Annotated in this window: 22 protein-coding genes and 2 pseudogenes; 14 read left to right on the forward strand and 10 right to left on the reverse strand. The window is 65.4% G+C overall.

What is annotated here, in order from left to right:
* Window positions 1–260: 260 nt before the first annotated feature.
* On the forward strand, window positions 261–1,619 hold the full coding sequence (locus FDZ84_RS29410; protein WP_168588515.1) for a helix-turn-helix domain-containing protein: 1,359 nt from the start codon (window positions 261–263) through the stop codon (window positions 1,617–1,619).
* A gap of 138 nt (window positions 1,620–1,757) precedes the next feature.
* Here FDZ84_RS29410 and FDZ84_RS29415 read toward each other — a convergent pair whose 3' ends face one another.
* From FDZ84_RS29415 to mftR, 3 genes are all read right to left on the reverse strand, one after another.
* Window positions 1,758–2,273, reverse strand: a complete 516-nt coding sequence (locus FDZ84_RS29415) for an integrase core domain-containing protein (RefSeq protein WP_168588516.1) — start codon at window positions 2,271–2,273, stop codon at window positions 1,758–1,760.
* 97 nt (window positions 2,274–2,370) lie between these two features.
* Entirely contained in the window at window positions 2,371–2,559 is a 189-nt protein-coding gene (locus tag FDZ84_RS29420; RefSeq protein WP_168588517.1) for a transposase, read from the reverse strand.
* A 363-nt stretch (window positions 2,560–2,922) separates the two neighbouring features.
* On the reverse strand, window positions 2,923–3,561 hold the full coding sequence (gene mftR / locus FDZ84_RS29425; protein WP_168588518.1) for a mycofactocin system transcriptional regulator: 639 nt from the start codon (window positions 3,559–3,561) through the stop codon (window positions 2,923–2,925).
* Window positions 3,562–3,639: 78 nt separating this feature from the next.
* Between mftR and mftA the strand changes: the two genes are divergently transcribed.
* The 9 genes and pseudogenes from mftA (at window position 3,640) to FDZ84_RS29470 (ending at window position 10,488) form a co-directional block, all read left to right on the forward strand.
* Window positions 3,640–3,747 carry a mycofactocin precursor MftA gene (mftA, locus tag FDZ84_RS29430; protein ID WP_168588519.1) on the forward strand — a complete coding sequence of 36 codons (108 nt, stop codon included), beginning with the start codon at window positions 3,640–3,642 and terminating at the stop codon, window positions 3,745–3,747.
* Window positions 3,747–4,019 carry a mycofactocin biosynthesis chaperone MftB gene (mftB, locus tag FDZ84_RS29435; protein WP_168588520.1) on the forward strand — a complete coding sequence of 91 codons (273 nt, stop codon included), beginning with the start codon at window positions 3,747–3,749 and terminating at the stop codon, window positions 4,017–4,019. The genes mftA and mftB overlap by 1 nt, the downstream gene beginning before the upstream one ends.
* Window positions 4,020–4,048: 29 nt before the next feature.
* Window positions 4,049–5,242 carry a mycofactocin radical SAM maturase gene (gene mftC / locus FDZ84_RS29440; RefSeq protein WP_168588521.1) on the forward strand — a complete coding sequence of 398 codons (1,194 nt, stop codon included), beginning with the start codon at window positions 4,049–4,051 and terminating at the stop codon, window positions 5,240–5,242.
* Between the two features lie 26 nt (window positions 5,243–5,268).
* The gene (mftD, locus tag FDZ84_RS29445) at window positions 5,269–6,444 is read left to right on the forward strand and encodes a pre-mycofactocin synthase MftD (protein WP_168588522.1); all 1,176 of its coding nucleotides are present in this window, start codon (window positions 5,269–5,271) and stop codon (window positions 6,442–6,444) included.
* Between the two features lie 97 nt (window positions 6,445–6,541).
* Window positions 6,542–7,237, forward strand: a complete 696-nt coding sequence (locus FDZ84_RS29450) for a mycofactocin-coupled SDR family oxidoreductase (RefSeq protein WP_246868519.1) — start codon at window positions 6,542–6,544, stop codon at window positions 7,235–7,237.
* Between the two features lie 73 nt (window positions 7,238–7,310).
* Window positions 7,311–7,583, forward strand: coding sequence for a creatininase family protein (locus tag FDZ84_RS29455; RefSeq protein ID WP_168588523.1), 273 nt, complete (start codon window positions 7,311–7,313; stop codon window positions 7,581–7,583).
* A gap of 46 nt (window positions 7,584–7,629) precedes the next feature.
* Window positions 7,630–8,871: an IS4 family transposase gene (locus FDZ84_RS29460; RefSeq protein ID WP_168588524.1), complete on the forward strand. Its 1,242-nt coding sequence runs from the start codon at window positions 7,630–7,632 to the stop codon at window positions 8,869–8,871.
* 238 nt (window positions 8,872–9,109) lie between these two features.
* Window positions 9,110–9,556: pseudogene (locus FDZ84_RS29465) on the forward strand (creatininase family protein); the annotation flags it as partial.
* Between the two features lie 362 nt (window positions 9,557–9,918).
* The gene (locus FDZ84_RS29470; RefSeq protein ID WP_246868520.1) at window positions 9,919–10,488 is read left to right on the forward strand and encodes a glycosyltransferase; all 570 of its coding nucleotides are present in this window, start codon (window positions 9,919–9,921) and stop codon (window positions 10,486–10,488) included.
* A 145-nt stretch (window positions 10,489–10,633) separates the two neighbouring features.
* Here FDZ84_RS29470 and FDZ84_RS40180 read toward each other — a convergent pair whose 3' ends face one another.
* Entirely contained in the window at window positions 10,634–10,870 is a 237-nt protein-coding gene (locus tag FDZ84_RS40180; protein WP_168590436.1) for an amidase family protein, read from the reverse strand.
* 25 nt (window positions 10,871–10,895) lie between these two features.
* Window positions 10,896–11,099, reverse strand: a complete 204-nt coding sequence (locus FDZ84_RS40185) for an amidase family protein (protein WP_168588526.1) — start codon at window positions 11,097–11,099, stop codon at window positions 10,896–10,898.
* A 96-nt stretch (window positions 11,100–11,195) separates the two neighbouring features.
* Here FDZ84_RS40185 and FDZ84_RS29490 point away from each other — a divergent pair, with 96 nt between their 5' ends.
* Window positions 11,196–11,513 carry a response regulator gene (locus FDZ84_RS29490; RefSeq protein WP_256413587.1) on the forward strand — a complete coding sequence of 106 codons (318 nt, stop codon included), beginning with the start codon at window positions 11,196–11,198 and terminating at the stop codon, window positions 11,511–11,513.
* 131 nt (window positions 11,514–11,644) lie between these two features.
* Window positions 11,645–13,183 carry an IS66 family transposase gene (locus FDZ84_RS29495; protein ID WP_168588527.1) on the forward strand — a complete coding sequence of 513 codons (1,539 nt, stop codon included), beginning with the start codon at window positions 11,645–11,647 and terminating at the stop codon, window positions 13,181–13,183.
* A gap of 65 nt (window positions 13,184–13,248) precedes the next feature.
* On the opposite strand, the gene FDZ84_RS29500 is transcribed toward FDZ84_RS29495, so the two are convergent.
* From FDZ84_RS29500 to FDZ84_RS29510, 3 genes are all read right to left on the reverse strand, one after another.
* On the reverse strand, window positions 13,249–13,734 hold the full coding sequence (locus tag FDZ84_RS29500; protein WP_210435203.1) for a hypothetical protein: 486 nt from the start codon (window positions 13,732–13,734) through the stop codon (window positions 13,249–13,251).
* A gap of 291 nt (window positions 13,735–14,025) precedes the next feature.
* Complete coding sequence (locus FDZ84_RS29505) at window positions 14,026–14,460, reverse strand: hypothetical protein (RefSeq protein ID WP_168588529.1); 435 nt, start codon at window positions 14,458–14,460, stop codon at window positions 14,026–14,028.
* A 185-nt stretch (window positions 14,461–14,645) separates the two neighbouring features.
* Window positions 14,646–16,961, reverse strand: a complete 2,316-nt coding sequence (locus tag FDZ84_RS29510; protein WP_168588530.1) for a LuxR C-terminal-related transcriptional regulator — start codon at window positions 16,959–16,961, stop codon at window positions 14,646–14,648.
* A gap of 635 nt (window positions 16,962–17,596) precedes the next feature.
* Between FDZ84_RS29510 and FDZ84_RS29515 the strand changes: the two genes are divergently transcribed.
* Both FDZ84_RS29515 and FDZ84_RS29520 read left to right on the forward strand, forming a co-directional pair.
* A complete protein-coding gene (locus tag FDZ84_RS29515; RefSeq protein ID WP_168588531.1) occupies window positions 17,597–17,836 on the forward strand; it encodes a transposase family protein in 240 nt (79 codons plus the stop codon).
* 24 nt (window positions 17,837–17,860) lie between these two features.
* Window positions 17,861–18,682, forward strand: a complete 822-nt coding sequence (locus FDZ84_RS29520) for an ISAs1 family transposase (protein WP_168590438.1) — start codon at window positions 17,861–17,863, stop codon at window positions 18,680–18,682.
* 392 nt (window positions 18,683–19,074) lie between these two features.
* On the opposite strand, the gene FDZ84_RS29525 is transcribed toward FDZ84_RS29520, so the two are convergent.
* Window positions 19,075–19,686: an SDR family NAD(P)-dependent oxidoreductase gene (locus FDZ84_RS29525; RefSeq protein ID WP_371812925.1), complete on the reverse strand. Its 612-nt coding sequence runs from the start codon at window positions 19,684–19,686 to the stop codon at window positions 19,075–19,077.
* A pseudogene (locus FDZ84_RS41130) lies at window positions 19,605–19,877 on the reverse strand (SDR family NAD(P)-dependent oxidoreductase); the annotation flags it as partial. The pseudogene FDZ84_RS41130 and the gene FDZ84_RS29525, both read right to left, overlap by 82 nt.
* Window positions 19,878–19,909: the final 32 nt, after the last annotated feature.

Consider the following 19,909-nt stretch of genomic DNA (forward strand, 5'->3'; position numbering starts at 1 on the left):
CGCGGGATACCCTGCGGGTGTGGATGTGAACCCGGCCCGTTCGCGGCGAGAAGAGCTGCCAATTCCCTTCGCACCTGCCGTGGTTGCAACCGAGGGACCGGCCTCCCGCCCTGTGAGGAGACCGCACCCGTCCTCGCCGGCGGCAGGGGTGCTCACATCAGGTGCAAACCGGTTTGCATGCGGTGCAAAACCTCTGGCCACTCCCCGTTCACGGGGCTAGGGTTGGTCGGCGGCGCGATCTCGGCTACGAGCGGAAACGAATGGGTGCGGGCAGAACCTCATGGGCGGCGAGCGAGGCTCCGGGCGAGCTGATCCGCCGCAAGCGCAAGGAAAAGGGTCTAACGCTAGTCCAGCTCGGTAAACTGGCCGGGTTTTCAGCCGCGCAGGTCTCCCGCTATGAACGTGGTGTGTCCGCGTTGACGGACGTGGCGGTGCTGCGGAGCTTCGCCGACGCTCTGGGAATCGCACCACAGGCGCTCGGACTCACATCCGGTCCGGCCGGGAACGGACACGCGATCGCACCGGCCGACTATCCGCGCCTTCCCACGTCTAAGGTGCAGGAGAGATCCGGACGAGAGGACGGTGAGGACCCGGTGCGGAGACGGCAGTTGCTGGCGAACCTCGCAGTCACCGCCGCAACCGCCGCAGGCGCCCCGCTCCTACTAACAACCACCGGCGGGCCGGTAAGCGAAGCGGCACTGGGCCCCGTGCTCATTACGCGGCTACGCGACGCCATGCTCGGCCTGCACCCCGGCACGGATAACCCGCTCCCGCCCGAGGTGGATCTCACACGGGCCTACACCGATTTCCGCGCATGCCGCTACGGCAGCCTCGCCACCCGCCTACCCCGTCTCCTGCACGCGGGCCATGCCCATGCTGGCGGTGATGGCAATACGCTGCTCGCGCAGACCTACCTGCTAGTGGTGCGCGTGCTCATCAAACTTGACGACCAGCAACTGGGGTGGATGGCCGCCGACCGTGCCCGGCAGTACGCCGAGGCCACCGGCGACGCACTCTTCGTCGCCGAAGCCGCCCGCCATCTCGCTGTCCTGGCACGCAAAGCCCGCTGGTACGAGCAAGCGATGAACATCGCCCTGACCGCAGCCGAGCACCCAGAACTGCGACCCGGCGGACCGGAACACGCCGCCGGACGCGGCTTGCTCATCCAGTCGGCGGCGTACACCGCCGCGAAATGCGGCGACGCAGCAGGCATGCGGGAACTGACCACCGAAGCCGCCACCATTGCCGACGGTCTCGGCAGAACGCTCCTACCTGATCACGGCGGCTTCAGCACGACCACGGTGCGGCTGCACCTGATCTCAGCGGAACTATCCGCCGGCGACCCCGCCGCCGCACTTACAGCCGCACGCATGGTGGCCCCGCAGACACTGCCCAGCACTGAGCGCCGCGCCCGCTACTACACCGACGTCGCCACCGCCTTCGCTCAGTGGGGACGGCGTGAACAGTGCCTGCGTGCACTCCTGACCGCCGAATCCCACGCCCCGGAAGAGACCCACCTGAGACCAGCAGTCAAATCCCTGGTCACCGGCTTGCTGGTCTCCGGACACACCACCGCCGAGCTGCGCGGGCTAGCCGCCCGCGTCGGGGTGCCCGCATAACACGGGAGTCGGCACCAACACACATGCGATAATTGCCGAGCTCAAGTCGGAGGTCTCGGGTCACCACAACTTTCGGTACGTGGGCTTCGACCTGCCTGTGGGGTTCCAGAAGTCGGCTGGAGGCGCTGATCAGCAGCTTTACGCTGCACGCTCGTACTCGTTGATCAGGCCATCCAGCACAGGTCGAGTCTTGATCCGCTTATGGCTGAGGTTCGCGACTGGGTGGCTTGATCGTGGTGGGCGGAGTTCGCGGGCGCGGTGTGGTCGGCGGCCGTTGTAGTGCCGGACGTACTCTGCGAGCACCGCACGTAGGTGTCGTTCTCCGAAGATCAACATGCGGTCGGTGAGTTCGGCTCGGACAGTGCGCACGAACCGTTCGGCAAAGCAGTTCGCCCGCAGGCAGTGCGGGGGAGTCTTGGCTACGCGGATGTCCACATCGGCGAGGATCGCATCGAAAGACGCGGTGAACTGGCCGGCCCGGTCCCGTATGAGGAATCGGAATTCGGTGACGTCATCGCCGAGGTCCATCAGCAGGTTGCGGACCTGGGACAACGAGATCACCAGATCGTCCACCCCGGACAGGCGGCGCTGCCGCTTCTTCACGATCGCCGGCTCGAAACTCCCGTCGCGATCCCGCGGCACGCTGATTTCCACCGGAACCGCCCTCGGTCAGCACCGTCTTGGCCCGTGTGCGTTACGCGAGTTGCCGCCGTCGCGGCCGACCGGGTCGTGCTTGCCGTAGCCGAGATGATCATTCCATCTCGCCGGCTAGCGCGGCCTCGGTGACCAGCTTGGTCAGCCGGCCCAGCAGCCCACCCTCACCAGTCAGCCGCAGCCCTTCAGCACGGGCCCGATCGGCCAGCTGCTGGATCTGCTCATCCATTACCGCCAGGTCTGCCGCGGCGGCCTCGCTGGCCTGCTCGGCCTTCACCTCAGTCACTGCCGCCTACATCTCAGGAGTTACACCGTTAAAATTACAGTCCCGCCGGCCGGATTTTGGACCTTGCTGTGGGAGAGTGTGCTGGACCGTGCCTGACCAGGTCGTTCTCTTCGATGGGGTTGGTACACGATGGCTCACTCGTAGGGGTGCGCGGTCATAAAGCATGGGTTTCGCATGGGCACGAGGCTCGGTTCGACGTCGCCTTCGAGGTGCCACCGCGCAGCATGACCTTGCACGGATGTGGTTTTCGGCAGGTGCAGCGGTGCAGGCATGAGAACAGTCTCGCCGGCAGCCGTCGCCATCAATTTCAGGTGTCCCGTCCAAGAGCGCCGCCTTTCTTGGTGCGGGCTGCGGGACGAGCTCTCAGTCCTGCGCTGGTGAGATGTCGGCGAATGCGGTCCCGAGTTGGCGCATGGCGGTGTCGAGTAGTTCGGTGAGCTCCGATTCGTCTTCGTTGAGCCATTGTTCGTAGGCGGCGAGGGCGACACCGAGGGTGGCGTGGGCGATCGTCTGCGGGGCAAGGGCATTGTCGGGTTGGCCGAGGCGTGTGCCGACGTACTCGGCGATCACTTGCCTCCAAGCCCGGAACCGCAACGTGGAGTGCGCCTGCAGAGCCGGCACGCCGAGGATGAGTTGCATGCGGCGCCGGTGCGCCGAGATCTGCTCGGGAGCGACCTGGTTGAAGTTGACCAGGCAGTGGCGGATCGCGTCCATCAACGGGGTGTTGGCGGACAGGGCGCGGAAGTCCTCACGCATGCGGGCGAGCTCATGGTCGAAGTCGCCCCACGGGATGTCGTTCTTCGAGGGGAAGTAGTGGAAGAACGTCCGGCGCGAGATGCCGGCGGCCTGGGCGATGTCCGTGATGGTGGTGCTGTCGAAGCCCTGCTCGTCGAACAGCTCGAACGCGATGTGTTCGAGCTCCGCCGCGGTGGTCACCTTCCGGCGCCCAACCTGGCGTGTGTTCTTGTCAGCAGTGTTGTGCGCCAACGGGATTCGCTCCATGCCTTGATAGGTGCACTCGGTGCATATACTCTCACTGTCACGCCGACGGCCGTCGGCCCCCGCGATAAGGAGCATCGCATGGCTGATGAAATGCGCGAAGCGAGCACTGTGTCCGCCGAACCGGCGATCGAGGAAGAACTTCTGGTTGAGGAGGTTTCGATCGACGGGATGTGCGGGGTCTACTGATGACTGCCGCGGTGGAGTTCGACACGAGTCTGGGCTACCGGTTGAATCCGCAGGTCGCGTTGCGTCCTGAGCCGTTCGGGGCGCTTGCGTATCACTTCGGGAACCGGAAGTTGTCGTTTCTGAAAGTCCCGGAGCTGGTGGACTTGGTGCGCGGTCTGGCCGACCACGCCAGCGTCGAGGAGGCATTGCAGGAAGTCTCGGAGGGCCGGCGGGCGCAGTTCCGGCGTGCGTTGGCCTCGCTGGCGGCTACGGACATGATCCGGCCCCGGTGATCCGGAGAGATGTGCATGAAGTGGAGTGAATGGTGACTGCTGTTTGCGAACCCGCACCTGTTCCGGCGTTGGTCGAGCAGTTCAAGGGCGGGCTGGATGCCCCGATTTGCCTGACGTGGGAGTGGACCTATGCCTGCAATCTGGCGTGTGAGCACTGCCTGTCGTCGTCGGGTAGGCGGGATCCCCGGGAGCTGAGCACCGCCGAGATGAAGGCTGTGATCGATGAGTTGCAGCGGATGCAGGTCTTCTACGTCAACGTCGGCGGTGGCGAGCCGACGGTGCGTCCGGACTTCTGGGAGCTGCTGGACTACGCGGTCGAGCACCAGGTGGGCGTGAAGTTTTCCACCAACGGGTTGCGGATCGATCGTGAGCGGGCGCGGCAGCTGGCGGCCACCGATTACGTGGACGTGCAGATCTCGCTGGATGGCGCGACGCGCGAGGTCAATGACGCGGTGCGGGGTGAGGGTTCGTTCGACATGGCGATGCGCGCGTTGGAGAACCTGTCCGAGGCGGGTATGCGGGATTTCAAGATCTCGGTGGTGATGACGCGGCAGAACGTCTCCCAGCTCGACGAGTTCAAGGTCATCGCCGATCGGTTCGGCGCGCAGTTGCGCATCACGCGGTTGCGTCCGTCGGGTCGGGGTGCGGATGTGTGGGACGAGCTGCATCCCACCGATGCGCAGCAGCATGAGATCTACTCGTGGTTGGTGGAGCACGGTGATCAGGTGCTCACCGGTGACTCCTTCTTTCACCTCAACGCTTTGGGTTCGACGCCGCTGCCGGGGTTGAATCTGTGCGGGGCGGGTCGTGTGGTGTGCCTGATCGATCCGGTGGGCGATGTGTATGCGTGCCCGTTCGCGATCCACGATGCGTTCAAGGCGGGCAACGTCCGCGAACCGGGTGGGTTCGGCTCGGTGTGGCGGGAGTCGACGCTGTTCGAGGACCTGCGTCGGCCGCAGTCCGGCGGCGCGTGCCAGTCGTGCTCGGCGTTCGACGCGTGCCAGGGCGGGTGCATGGCGGCGAAGTTCTTCACCGGCCTGCCGCTGGATGGCCCGGATCCGGAGTGTGTGAAGGGACATGGCCAGAAGGCACTGTCCGTTGTAGACCGTTCCGGCTTGCCGAAAGCCTCGCAGAACCACTCCCGCGCCTCTCGGCGCAAGGTGAGCTTGGGCATGCCCGGCGTCCCCGCCAAACCCTGCGACTCCAGCCCCCTGGCGAGCTGACCTAAGCAAGAGGAAGGAAGCCGTCGATGGCATCCACTAGACAGTGGTTCGAAACCGTTGCCGAAGCCAGGGAGCGGGCGCGCAAGCGGCTGCCGAAGTCGGTGTATTTGGCTCTGTTGGCGGGTTCGGAACGTCGAACCACGCTCGACGACAACGTAGAGGCATTTGCCGAGCTAGGGTTTCGCCCCCGAATCGCGGATCTCCCGGCCATGCGGAGCCAGACTATCGAGGTTTTGGGGCAGGAGTTGTCGTTGCCGGTGATCTTGTCGCCGACCGGGGTGCAGGCCGTGCATCCCGACGGTGAGATCGCCGTCGCCAAGGCGGCTGCGGCTTCCGGCACTGCCGTGGGGCTGTCTTCCTTTGCCAGCAAACCGGTCGAGGATGTGGTCGCGGCCAATCCGAAGACGTTCTTCCAGGCCTACTGGCTCGGGAGCCGGGAGTCGATCCAGCAGCGGCTGGACCGGGCCAAGCGCGCGGGCGCGAAAGGCCTCATCGTGACGCTGGACTGGACATTCGCCACCGCCCGGGACTGGGGAAGCCCGCCGCTGCCGGAGCGGGTCGACATCAAGACGATGCTGAAGTTCGCACCTCAGGTCCTGGCCCGGCCCGGTTGGTTGGTGCAGTACCTGCGCAGCGGCAGTCTGCCTGATCTGACCACCCCGAATCTGGTTGATCCGGAGGAGAAGGGGCCGACGTTCTTCGGCGCCTATGGGGAATGGATGCAGACAGCGCCTCCGAGTTGGGAGGATCTGGCGTGGCTCCGGGAGCAGTGGGACGGGCCGTTCCTGCTCAAGGGGATCACGCACCCCGATGACGCGCGCCGCGCGGTGGACATCGGCGCGACCGCGATCTCGGTGTCCAACCACGGCGGCAACAACCTCGACAGCACCCCGGCGACCATCCGGGTGTTGCCCAGCATCGTCGACACCGTCGGCGACCAGATCGAGGTGCTGCTCGACGGCGGTATTCGGCGGGGCAGTGATGTCGTCAAGGCACTCGCGATGGGCGCCCGCGCGGTGATGATCGGCCGTGCTTACCTCTGGGGCATGGCGGCCGGGGGCGAGCGCGGGGTGCACAACGTCATCGAGATCCTGCGCAGCGGCATCGACTCCGCGCTGCTCGGGCTTGCCAAGTCCTCGGTGCACGAGGTGGATCGCGGTGATCTCGTCATCCCCGACGGATTCACCCGTGGGATGCGGTGAGACATGAGGGAACCACGAGTCGCTGTTGTCACCGGCGCCGCAAAGGGGAATCGGTGCGGCCACCGTTCGCCGGTTGGCGTCGGCGGGGTGGCGTGTGGTGGCTGTTGACCGTTGCTCCGATGACAAGCGGGTTCCCTACCACCTGGCCACGCGGGAGGAGTTGGCTGCTCTCGTCGGGGAGTTTCCCGGGGCGGTCACGGATGTCGTGGCCGACGTGCAGGACCGAGCCGCTCTCGCGGACGCTGTTGCGGTCGCCGAGCACGAGTTCGGTGGGTTGGACGCGGCGGTCGCGTGCGCGGCGGTCATGGCCGGCGGGCAACCGTTGTGGGAAGCCGACGACGACGAGTGGCAGGTCTTGTTCTCGGTCTGCGTCGACGGGGTGGCCAACCTCGCGCGCGTTGCGGTGCCGAGTATGTTGCGGCACCCGGAGCCCCGCACGGGCAGGTTCGTCGCGCTCGCTTCAGCGGCCGGGCATCGCGGCTTGTTGAACCTGGCTGGGTACAACGCGGCCAAACACGCCGTGGTCGGCCTCATCAAGGGCTTGGCCCACGACCTACGCGGTACTGGGATCGGCGCCACCGCGGTCTCCCCGGGCTCCACTCGGACCGCGATGCTGGACGCGACCGCGCAGGTCTACGGGTTGGAGTCCACCGAGGAACTCGCGCAGCACCAGTTGGTTGGACGATTGCTGGAGCCGGACGAGGTCGCCGCTGCCATCTGCTGGCTGTGCTCAGCGGACTCTTCCGCGGTGAGCGGTAGCGTCATCCACGCCGACGGAGGTTTCACCGCGTGAGCGCTTCCGGTTCTCCGACAGGCACTCCGGTGCCGCTGGTCCCGCAGTCCACCGGCTCACCCAGGCACCGACGATGAACCTTGCCACGAAGCACTGGCCTCACCTGGCTGCCGGCCGCGGCGAGCACCTGCTGGCGGTTCCGCTGGGTGCAACAGAACAGCACGGCCCACATCTGCCCCTGGGCACCGACACCACCATTGCCGAAGAACTGTGCCGAAGACTTGCCCAGCGCATGCCAAAAATCCTTGTGGCTCCGGCCATCCCGTACGGTTCCAGCGGCGAACACGCCGGGTTTCCGGGTACCTTGTCGATCGGTCAGGAGGCAATGCCGCTTAGCTTGAGTTGATCTTGCCCTTGGTGGCGGGGATGATCTCGGGTGTGGTGGATATGGCGTGGTGGCTGGTGCCCGGTTGACGGATCTGGTTTCGCTGGGGGTGCTGGCCTCGTCGGTTCCTCGGGATGTGGTCGATGAAGTGATCGTCGCGGCGGGGCGGCAGGCCAAGCGCTCGGATGGGAAGCTTCCGCCGCACGTCATGGTGTATTTCGTGATGGCGATGGCGTTGTTCGCCTCGGAGGATTATGAGGAAGTCGCGGCCCGGCTGACCGATACGCTGGCGGCGTGGGGTTGCTGGGATCAGCAGTGGAGTCTGCCTACTTCGGGTGGGATCACTCAGGCTCGTCAGCGTTTGGGGGCTGAGCCGCTTGCGGAGTTGTTCGCCCGGGTCGCGGTCCCGGTGGCCGGGGAGCTGACCCGGGGTGCGTTTCTCGGGCCGTGGCGGTTGATGGCCATCGACGGGTTCGAGTGGGATGCACCGGACACCAAGGCCAACGGCGCGGAGTTCGGCTACGGCGGCTCGGGGGAGAGCCGGTCGGCGTTTCCGAAGGTCCGTGTGGTGTCGGTCAGCGAGTGCGGCTCGCATGCGATGGTGGACGCTGAAATCGGTGGGGTCACCGGCAAGGGCAGCGGGGAACAGACCCTGGCGAGACGGTTGTACCGGCGCCTGCAGCCTGGCTGGTTGCTGATCGCCGACCGCAACTTCTACACCTGGCAGGACTGGTGCACCGCGGCTGACACGGGTGCGGAGCTATTGTGGCGCGTCAAGTCCAACACGAGGCTGCCGGTGCTGGGATCGCTGTATGACGGCTCCTACCGCTCGGTGCTGATCGAGGCGAAAATCCGGGGCAGGGCACGGCAAGCGCTCATCGACGCCGCCGCCCGCGGCGAGGATCTCCCTCCTGATCAGGCCAGGATTGTGCGGGTCGTGGAATACACGGTGCCCGACCGCGACGGCAACGGCAAGGGCGAACTGATCCGGCTGATCACCACTATCACCGACCCCACCGCAGCGCCGGCGGCGGCGTTGGCCGAGAGCTACCACCACCGCTGGGAACACGAAACCGCCAACGGCCAGATCAAAACCGTCCTGCGCGGACCGGGAAGAGTGCTGCGGTCGAAAAGCCCCGACATGGTCCGCCAGGAGCTCTACGGCTACCTGCTCACCCACTACGCGATCAGCGCGCTGATCTGCCGGGCGGCCACCGAAGCCGACATCGACCCCGACCGGGTCAAATTCACCCGCACCGTCCGCATCGTCCGCCGCCGGATCGCCGATCCGGCGGCTTTTTCCCCCTGAACACCAGAAACGATCTCTGGCCGCTATCACCTCCGACATCACCGCCGCCCGCAACCTCAATCCCCGCCGCCGCCACCGCAGCTACCCCCGCGTGATCAAACGCGGCCGCCACAACGCCTACCGAGTCAAAAAACCCACCGACACCGGCACCCGCCACGACAGCCCGCCCAGCATCCAACTCGCCCCCACAGCATCATGATCAAAATAGGCTAAGCGGCATTGTGGTCAGGAGGCGGTCGAACTCGTGCTCACCGAGCTGGTGCGCTCCGCCGACGCTTTCGCGGGCGTCATCCTCGTCAACGCCCACGGCGGCAATCTTCAACCGCTCCAGGCTGTGTTGCGCACCCTCCGCTCTGAAGGGCGCCGCATCTACGCCTGGATGCCTAGCGGAGCCAACACCGACTCGCACGCGGGTCACACCGAAACGTCCGTCATGCTCCACCTCCAGCCTGATCACGTCGAAACAGCCTTGATGCGAAAGGGAAACACGACGCCGCTTCCCGAATTGATCGACCGCTTGCGTGCCGACGGAGTCGCAGCCGTCAGCCCTGACGGCGTGTTGGGCGACCCCACGCACGCCAGCGCGGACCAGGGAGCCACCATCCTCGAACGCTGGACCGAACAACTGACGACCGCGGTGGAGAAATGGAGCCGGATATGGCGTGATGCGTCGGCAGCTCTGTAGGCATTGCTGACGAAGGGAGTGTGAACCGGGTTCCGAGTGCCAGGTTGAGGAATCGCTATGACGGCCCGCAGTTACACCGATGCGGCAACCATGTGCCGCCTGTGCGGTGAGGCGGCTGCGGTGATCACCGGGATCCTTGCTCACGCGGATAGGAGGTTTACGGCATGAGCACTCTGCATTTGAGGGGAGACTCCAGCCTCCAGAGGTGGGATGGCGGTCGGACACTGGTCGGCGGATCCCCACTCCGAGTGGTGCGCCTCAGCGAAGCGGGTGCCCGGCGCGTGGACGGATGGTTAAGGGGTACTCCGGTGCCTGCCGACCCGGCTAGTCGTGGCCTCGCTGAACGTCTCGTCCGTGCAGGGATGGCGCATCCCGTTTATGGGGACGGGCAACTGCGACCGGTGGACGTGACCGTGGTCGTTCCGGTGCGGGACGACGCCGACATGGTTGCCGACCTGCGTATGGCCGCGGGTGACGTCGCCGAGGTCATCGTGGTCGACGACGGGTCTCAAATACCGATTGATGGTGCGGCCCTGCGGAACGAGACCGCTCGCGGGCCTGCCGCTGCACGCAATGCGGGCTGGCGCCGTGCTCGAACAGCCCTCGTGGCGTTCCTGGACGCCGACACCGCCTTGGAACGCGGTTGGCTGGAACCTCTGCTGCGTCACTTCGAAGATCCCACGGTGGTCGCGGTGGCTCCCCGCGTCCGCAGTATGGATGGTGACACGATCTTGGCTCGCTACGAATACCTGCGATCGCCCTTGGACTTGGGAGCCGTGCCAGGACCGGTGGATTCCACGTGGCCGAATCCGGAGAGGGGTAACGCGGTGACTCCACGCGTCGCCCGAGCCGGGCAAGGTCGTCAGCCCTCGCGACGTCTGCCCGGACACGGGCTGGCCCGTCTCTCCTGCCAGCAGGCCCGAAGCTGGTGATCTCGGATGCCTTCACCTTCCAAGGCCCCCGGCAGCTCCTCAGCCCACTTGAACCGTGCACCACCAAAGTGGTTGGGGATCAGGAGATTCAGGTCGATCCTAAGTGGATAGTCATCGTCTGCGGTCGGCGCGCCACACAGGTTTGTCAGCACCGCACAAAACTCCTTGGTGCTCTATGGAATCCTCGCAGAGTTCGGGTCACCAGCCTCCAGTGTGGCGGCTGAGGTGGCTTGATAAGCCGCCTCAGCCAGACCGAGCACCCACAGGCGCGTTTACTGCGCCCCTCGTCCTCAGCGAAGGGCTTTCCGACGATCTGTACGCCCATCGGAAGCCCAGTGGATGTGAACCCCGTCGGCACCTGCAACGCCGGCAGACCAGTGATATTTCGCCGGAATGCACATGCGGGACTATGCGGAGGTGGCTCCCTCCACTATTCCGTCGTCCCAGCGAAAGTACAGATCGTCTCGCCGAAGGGCCGGTCCTGGCGACGACGGAGCCAAAAGGACATCAATCTGGTCGAACATCCGGCACCAGTCCTGCTGGATCTGGGTGCGTAGCCGCATCGTGTTGATGTAGTCGGTTGCCAGGACGGCTTCGCCGACCGCAAGCATTTCCCGCACGTCATCGTTGAACAGCTCGGGGTGTTGCGCGTCGCGTCTGCGCGCCGTGGCTGATCATCGGCTATCGCGACGGTTCCCGCGCGACGATTGTTCCTCGGCGCGTTCGCCGCGCTGCTGGACCTGCAGCCGGACATCACGGTGATGGCGACTGCGGGAACTGGCGACGAAGCGCTCGCCGCGGTCGAGCGGCACCGGCCGCACATCCTGCTCACGGACATTGAAATGCCAGGCCGAACCGGGCTCGAAGTGGCGGCGGAACGCTTCACTACATCGCGGAGATCATTCCCGGGGGTCGCGTACACATGCAGCCGACGCTGCTTTGGCCACAGTCGTTGTTCGACAAAGAAATTCCGCATGACCATCCTTCGTGATCGACTACACCCGAGTCCCGAATCAGTATTGTAAACATTCAGCTGGTGCACTGTGTGTAGTGCCAGCGGTGCTGGCGTAGCGGTCTGTGACTGCTGGGGCTGTGTGGTTTCTGTGTCGGCGTGTCGCTGGCTGATCTTCTGGTTCGGAACTGCTGTGATGCTGGGGTGCCTGTGCCCGAGGCGATGACCCGTGACGAGTTGATCGAGCTCGTGGGTGAGCAGGGCGCGCGGATCGCGGCGCTAGGCGAGCAGATCGCGGTGCGAGACCGGCAGATCACAGTGATGGCCACGCAGATGGCCGAGTTGGCGGAGGTCAACGAGACGCTGGGCGAGAGACTGGCGAAGCTGGAGCATGTGCTGTCCCGGAACAGCAAGAATTCGTCATCTCCTCCGTCCAAAGACGACGGCCCGGGCAGGACACCGCCTCCGGCGAAGGCGAAACGCGGCGGCGCGTCGAAGCGGAGGGGCAAGCAGCCCGGGACTCCGGGGGCGAACCTGGCCTGGACCGATTCCCCGGGAGATCACAAGGACCGGTTTCTCCGGGGCGTATGCGAGTGCGGCACTGACCTGGCCGGGGCACGGGATCTGGGGGTGGTGGATCGCTACCAGCAGCACGAGATCCCCCCGGTGTCGGTGAAGATCACCCAGTACGACCAGCATGCGGTGCGCTGTGGCTGTGGCAGGGTGCACACCGCTGCGCGCCCGGAAGGCGCCCGTCCCGGGCCGGTGGGCTACGGCCCGAACCTGCAGGCTTTCGCTGTGTATCTCATGGTCGTGCACTTCATTCCCGTGCACCGCTGCGTCGAGCTGTTGGCATCGCTGACCGGCGCCGCGCCCAGCGTGGGTTTCGTGCACGGCATGCTTACCCGCGCTGCGGGCGTGTTGACCGAGGTCGACACGCGGATCCGCACGCTGATCACCCTGGCCTACGCTGTCTGCTGCGACGAAACCCCGCTGCGAGTGGGGCCGCGCACACCCAAACCGGGCAAGAAGAAAGCCGAGAAGTATCTGCTGGTCGCCTGCACCGAACTGTTCACCCACTACCTGCTCGGTGACCGGGACCTCGCCACGTTCAAGGCGTTCGTGATCCAGGATCTTGCCGGCTCGGTGATCGTGCACGACCGCTACCAAAACTACGACTCCGCCGAACTGGGCGAGCTGACCCACCAACTGTGTTGCGCTCACCTGGGTCGTGATCTCGATGGTGCCGGCGAGGTCTATCCCGGTGCGCACTGGCCCACCCAGATCGCCGACGCACTGCGCGGGCTGATCCACGAAGCCAACCTCGCCCGCGCCACCGGCCGGGACGCGATCGAGCAGACCATCAAAAACGAGCTGATCAAGCGGTTCCGGGACGGTGTTCGGGTCGGGCTGTCCGACACCACCAGCCACGGAAACCGGCCCGGTGAGCGCAAGACCCGGCTACTGCTGGAAGTCCTGCGCGACCGCGAGCCCGACGTGCTGCGCTTCGCCCACGACCTGAAGGTTCCACCCACCTCCAACCAAGCCGAACGCGACCTACGGCCCGCCAAGGTGCAACAGAACATCTCCGGGCGGCTGACCAGCGAGAAACGCACCAAAGACCGCTACCGAATCCGCGGATACCTCTCCACCGCCAGCAAGCACGGCCGCAACATGATCGAAGCCCTCCGCGAGGCCATCCGCGGACACCCCTGGATGCCACCGGACCCCACCCCAGCCTGACCCGCGCCAACCCCGACCGGCACCAAACCCATCGGGCGATCACGCCATGCCATCACGCAGACCACTCACGGCAATCCAACTGAATGTTTACTCAGTATCACCTCACGGTTCTTCCGAGACTTCGGCGGCTCGTCGTTCTCCGCGCTCCCGGAGAGTTCTTCCAGAAGCGCGTGAGCTTTTCCCATAATGTCCAACGCGATCCGGGTTTTCGAGAGGTCGGATTTCAGTTTCTCGTTTTCGCGGCGTAGCTTTTCCAGTTCGAGTTGCTCGGCGGTCTTCTTCGGGCGTTTCGGCGGTGACCCCGCATCGGCGGACCGGGCGGTGAGAACACCGGCGTCACGGTCGCGTGTCCATTCGATGACATGGGAGGAATACAGGCCTTCCCGCCGCAGGATCGCGCCTTTCTCCCCGTTCGGGGCGTTCTCGTACTCGGCGACGATCGCCAGCTTGTACTCCGGGCTGAACACCCGCCGCGAAGGCCGCGGCGCCGGATCGGCACCCGGTGGCGTCGAGGAGCCAGACTGGTCATCAGACGGTGTGGACACGGACACAAGGATCTCCGATCCCGTCCTCTGATCAGTACCCGGTACTCACACCGGGTGTCTCACCTCAGCCTGACAAAGATGGGATCACCCACGCCGACCTCACCAGGGACATCACGGCGCGCCAGTCGCCACGGCTGCCCGGAACTCCAGCACGAACCGGCCGTCCGCAGCCCCACACGCCGCAGCAGTAGCACTGGCCACCCAACCACCCAAGCTCAACGAGCACGATCTTGGGCCAACCATACTGGCACAGTCACCGAACGGGCCGCATTGAATGGCAACGAGCCGACCTGCGTGTCACGGGACAGCCAGCTGGCCGCTGGTGCCGGAGGATCGTGACGGCCTGATCGTGCAGGCGGTCCTACTCGCCATCGTCGGCGGCGGCGCCATCCGGGTCTTGCCCAGATCAGACTTCAGTTTCTTGTTCTCCCGGCGCAGTTTCTCCAACTCGAGCTGTACCGCGGTCTTCTTCGCCCGCTTTGGCGCCGCCCCGCCGGCCTTGTCGGACCGGGCGGTCGGGACACCGGCATCACGGGCGCGTGTCCACTCGATGACGTGGGAAGAATACAAGCCCTCCCGGCGGAGGATCGCGCCTTTCTCGCCGTTCGGGGCGTTCTCATATTCGGCGACGATCGCCAGCTTGTACTCCGGGCTGAACACCCGCCGTGAGGGCCGTGCGGCAGGATCAGGCTGCTGAGCGGGCTGGCCGGGCCTGTCGGATGAAGTGGACACGTCTACCAGGATCTCCGATCCCGCCCTGGCTCCGGTACCCGGCACTCACACCAGGTGTCTCATCTCATCCTGACAAAGAAGGGCGTGCGGTTGACGCCGGCGTGATTGCGATCTCGGTTTCCAACCACGGCGGTAACAACCTTCTTGGCGAGACCAGCTGTGTCTGAGCCTGTCAGACGCCGCAGTCACACCGAACGATCCACATTCCGCGCTGTGACGAATGTGGCGATTTGTGCGCGGGAGGTGAAGCCGAGCTTGCGGAGGACGTGTTCGACGTGCGCCTCGACTGTGCGAACACTGACGATGAGTGTGTCAGCGATCTCCCTGTTGGTCAGCCCATCGGCGACCAGGGAGGCGATCTGGGCTTCCCGCTTCGTCAGAGCGTGGTCGACGTCTTGCCTCTTACCTTGGGGTGCGGCGGCACCATGGGTGTGGCCTAAAGCGATTTCGACCGCGTCGTCGGGCTTTCGCTCGCCGGCGGAGAAGGCCGCGGTGAAGGCTTCGGAGCCGAGTGAGCTCTCGGCACGTGCGGTGCACTGCGCGCTCCACTCCTGTAGACGGGTGAATCCTGCCATGTGCGAGCCCAGCGGCTCCCACAGAGCACGGCTCGCACCCAGGAATTTCGCGGCCTTTGTGGCGTCGCCGTTGGCCTCTGCAGTCCAAGCGAGCACGTTGAGCGCCATGGCCACGCCGAGAGGGTCTCCGAGCGTCTGCTTGTACCGGAGAGCGTCGATGACAGTCTTTTCCGCTTTCGTCTGGTCTCCGCGGAGCCAGCGCGCTATCCCCAGGTACAGCTGGCTCCACGACATCATCCATTGTTCGTTATGGGCCGCACACGCAATCCGGCATTCCTCGAGGATCTCGAGGGCACGATCGACGCGGTCGCCGGAGATCGCCGCGATGCCCAAATTTAGCTTGGCGAGGGTGAGGTGCAGGTTGAACCCCTTCGCCTGGGCTTCAAGGGCGACACCTTCTTGGAGATAGGCGGTGCCCTCGTCGACGTTTGCGCGGAACAGCTCGGCGAGGCCGCAGATGTAGGTCGCATGAGCGTAGGAGAGTGGGTCGCCGATTTCCTGAGCGAGATTGAGACACTCGTGGAGGACCACTAGAGCCTGGTCGGGAGCGCCTTCAACGGTCAGAAGATACCCCTTCACCCAGAGCGCAGGAGCTCGCTCCGGATAAGGGTCCCTGTTTGCCTTCAGGAGCTGGTCCAGCCAGCGCCCGCCTTCCCGCGGGTGGCCACAGGCGATCCAGAAGGCCCAGAGTGCACTGGCAAGGGCAAGTCCCTCGCGGTCTGCACTGGGTTGGGAGAGGGAGGACTCGAGCGCAACTCGAAGGTTCGCGTGGCGCCGCTGCATATCTTCGAACAGCCTGATCTCCTCCGGACCGAACCAGGCCGACTCGAAGTAACGGGCGACGGAGAGGTAGTGATCGCGATGGCGTGCTACGACCTCCTGCTCCATATTGATTTCGGCGAGTCGTTCCGCGCCGTAGTGGCGAATGGTTTCCAGCATTCGGTAGTCGGTGCCGTCGTAGCTGACGATGGACTTGTCCACGAGCCCCACCAATGCGTTTACCACGTTCCCGTGGTCGGCGCTGACGGGTTCGCACACTGCCTCGATTGCCGCCAGCTCAATCGGTCCAGAGAAGACCGACAAATCGGCCCAGAGCCGGCGCTCGTCTTCGGTGCAGAGGTCGTAGCTCCAGTCCATCGCGGCCCGCACCGTTCGATGTCGATCGGCTACTGCCCTATCGTCCTGGGGCAGGATGTCGTAGCTGGCGCGATGTCGCATGAGTAGTTCGTGCACCGACATCGAGCGCATCAGTACACTCGCGAGTTCGATCGCCAGTGGCAGACCATCGAGACGCGTGCATAGCTCCACGACCTCAGACCGATTGGCGTCGGAAATAGCGAAATGCGGGGCGGCCTCGATCGCTCGCTGGACGAAGAGGTTGACCGCATCGAAACGGATCTCGTCGCCAGCCTTGACCTCAGCGATGTGGGGCAACGACATCGGCGGAACTGAATACACCACCTCGCCAGTGATCCGAAGCGGTTCCCGACTTGTGGCCAGGATCCGAAGGTGAGGACAGGCCCTCAGCAGTTCGCGGACTAGCTTGGCGCATGAATCGATCAGGTGTTCACAGTTGTCGAGAACGATCAATCGGCGCTCGTCGCCGAGGTGCGCGACAAGGTCCTCGAGCGGTTCTTGTTTGTTGGCCGGTATGTCCAGGGCGCGCATCACGGTTAGCGTTAGGAGGTCTGGTTTGGTCAACTCGGCCAGTTCAACCAGCCACGCGCCATCGTCGAAGGACCGCCGTAGCCCCCGTGCCACGGAGATCGCGAGCCGGGTCTTGCCTGCGCCGCCTATTCCGGTCAAGGTCACCAACCGAGAGCTGACCATGCGGTCCCTGATGTCGGTGGCCTCGGTGCGGCGGCCGACCAAGCTCGTGGTGTCCTCGGGGAGGTTGCCGCGTGTTTTCGTGAGCTTCGTGGCCATGAGAATCACCTTCGGCTTTACGTTCAGCCCTATGTGTCTAGCTAGGATAAGCCTGCTATGTATACGAGGTAATGAGGTTGGCGATCAGGATCGCAGCCGTCATTGGGCGGGCCTTGACGCAACGAGGCTGTCCTTCGCGATCCGGCAGTACGCAGTTGCTTGGCGCACTCGACGCATACAGCGCGGAGATGCTCACGGCACCGGCTTCGGGGAAGGGCGCTGAGCAGCTCGGCAACAACGCGTGGCCCCTGGTGCCGGCGTCGGTGAGCACAGTCGGGTTGTCGAGCAGGGCGTGGACGCGGCGGCGTCGTTTGGCCCGCCCGCCCGCGATGCTGGTGACCGAGGCGCCGGGTAGCGGGGAGGATCTGCCCCTCCCCGACCCCACAGATCCGGACCTGAACCTCTCGGTTCATCCGGCAGGGCGTGTGGAAGGTTGATCTGAGGGCTGCGGCGGTTCTCTGACCAGGCAGGACACAGGACGAGGGCGCGACCTTGATGGGAGATCATCGGGGTGTTGAGTCCATGATGGTCTACCCGAAAGCCGCGCCCTTGTGTCTTTATCTTCCCCGATCCCGACTGCGCTGAATCAACCCGCCCGCACTGTCGAGTCGCTGCGGGGGCCGTATCGACGGCCTGTGGCAGGCCCTGATGTGGTAACCGATCCCCGCAACGCCCGCAGCCTGCGGTATCGGCTGCCGTTGCTGCTGGCCCTGGCGGTGCTGGCGGTGGCCGCCGGGGCCAAGACGTTCCTCGAGATCGCCGAGTACGCCGCGGATCTGCCGGTCTGGTTTGTGGCCGAGCTCGGGGTGTGTTCGTGGTCGGGCACCCCGTCGGGGGTGGACCTTCGCGCGGGTGCTGGCCAGGGTCGATCATGACGAGCTCGACCAGGCGTTGTCCGGCTGGATGTTGTAGGACAGCGAGCCGTCGGAGGCGGTCACCGTCGATGGCAAGACGATGCGGGCCGCGGTCACCGGGCAGGAAGAGATGCCGCAAACGCAGGTGCCGCCGCGATGAACTCCCGCGGCGAGGTTGTTGGCCAGGTCGCGGCCGATGGTGGTGATGAGAACGCCGCGGCCCGGGATCTTCTGTCCCGGCTGGGACGAAAAGCCTTGGAGGGCAAGGTGATCACCGCCGATGCCAAACATGCCAGCAGCGCCTTCATCGCCGAAGCCGAGGCCGCCGGGGCATGCTGGCTCCTGCCGGTCAAAGGCAACCGCCCTGGTACGCATCAGCGGCTGAAAACCCTGCCCTGGAACAACGCGCGTCTGGACACCAATGATCGCACCCGCGGGCACGGTCGGGCCGAGACCCGCAGCCTGAAAGTCCGTACCCTGGACGACAATCTGCGATCAGAGCTACTCGGGGCCCGGCAGGCCGTCGGCGATCCGCCGCTGGCGCCGACCGGAAGGCAACCCGCCAGCATCGAAACGGTGCACTACCTGACCAACCTGCCACCGGCCGACACCACCCCGGATGACCTGGCCAGACTGATCCGGGGGCACTGGGGCATCGAGGCGCGACTCCACCTGGTCCGTGACGTCGCCTTCAACGAAGACCATCACCGCGCCCGCATGGGCAACGCACCGCAGAACCTCGCTGTCTTACGCAACACCGCGATCACCCTGCACCGCCAGAACGGAGCCACCGGCATCCAACCCGCCCTCCGCGCCGGCAACCGCAGACCTGAACGACTTCTGAACCTACTACCCGAAACGGCCTAAACCGGACAGGTCAACTTTACACAGACCCTGGTTCATCCGGCTCGTGCCGTCGAGTTGTTGTTGAATATCTGCGCGCCCGTGAGGTCGGCCCAGCTATAGCGAAGCTATAGCGTCATGGAGCCCAGTCAGCTCCTTGAGACATTCTTGGCCAGTACGCCAGAAGCGGTCACCGAACTGCGCCCCGGCCCGGTGGGCTGCGCTCCGCAGCTACCGGGAGGCTTCACCGCTCGACCAAAGCCGAAGGCGGTTATACGATGCGGGTCGCCGATCTCCGTAGGGACTCGACGGGTCCCTACTGCGACGGTCCGTGCCGATTACCGCGCCACGTCGCGGGCGTTCCGTGGTCGGTACCGATGTGAGCGCCTGGCTTTCGCGAACCGTCGACATCGGGATCACCGGTTCGGGACCCGGACCGCGCCGTCGAGGCGGATCGTCTCGCCGTTGAGGTAGGGGTTCTCGAGCAGCTCGACGGCCAACCGCCCGAACTCGGGCGGTTGGCCTAGTCGACGGGGATGGGGGACCGCCGCGGAGAGCGTGTCGAAAACATCGGGCGGGAGCTTGCCGAGCATGGGCGTGGCGAACAGGCCTGGGGCGATCGTGTTCACGCGGATCGACCAGCGGGCGAGGTCGCGGGCGGCGACGAGGGTGATGCCGTGCACTGCCGCCTTGGACGCGGTGTAAGCCGTTTGTCCGGCTTGACCGTCGAAGGCAGCCACGGAGGAGGTGAGCACGAAGGCACCGCGATCGCCGTCGGGTTCCTCGTCGTTGTGGGCCATGCGCGCGGCGGCGAGGCGCAGGACGTTGTAGGTGCCGACAAGGTTCGTCTCGACGATGGTCTTGAAGGATGGGAGGGGGCTGGCCTGCGGTCGGCGTCCAGGATCCGCAGCTGATCGCCACCTCGGCCGGCGGCGTGCACGACCGCGCGCAGCGGCCCATGCTCCTCGGCGACGTCGAGCGCCGCGTTCAGCTGCTCCTCGTCGCGCACGTCGGCGCCGACGAAGCAGGCGTCCGAGCGGATGAGGCTTTCCCGGCCCGCCGCGTCGGGGAGGTCCACTCTGACGACCTGTGCTCCGCGGGCGAGTAACGATTCCGTGGAAGCGCGTCCGAGGCCTGAAGACGCACCCGTGACGAGCACCACCTGCTTAGTGAGCCGCATGCCACCTTCCAACGGTCGGGAGTCGGTTCGCAGGAGCATTGGTGGGCCGGGGTCAGGTTCCGGCCCACCGG

Origin of the sequence: Saccharopolyspora sp. ASAGF58 (assembly GCF_012277335.1) — a bacterium.
Classification (GTDB): domain Bacteria; phylum Actinomycetota; class Actinomycetes; order Mycobacteriales; family Pseudonocardiaceae; genus Saccharopolyspora; species Saccharopolyspora hattusasensis.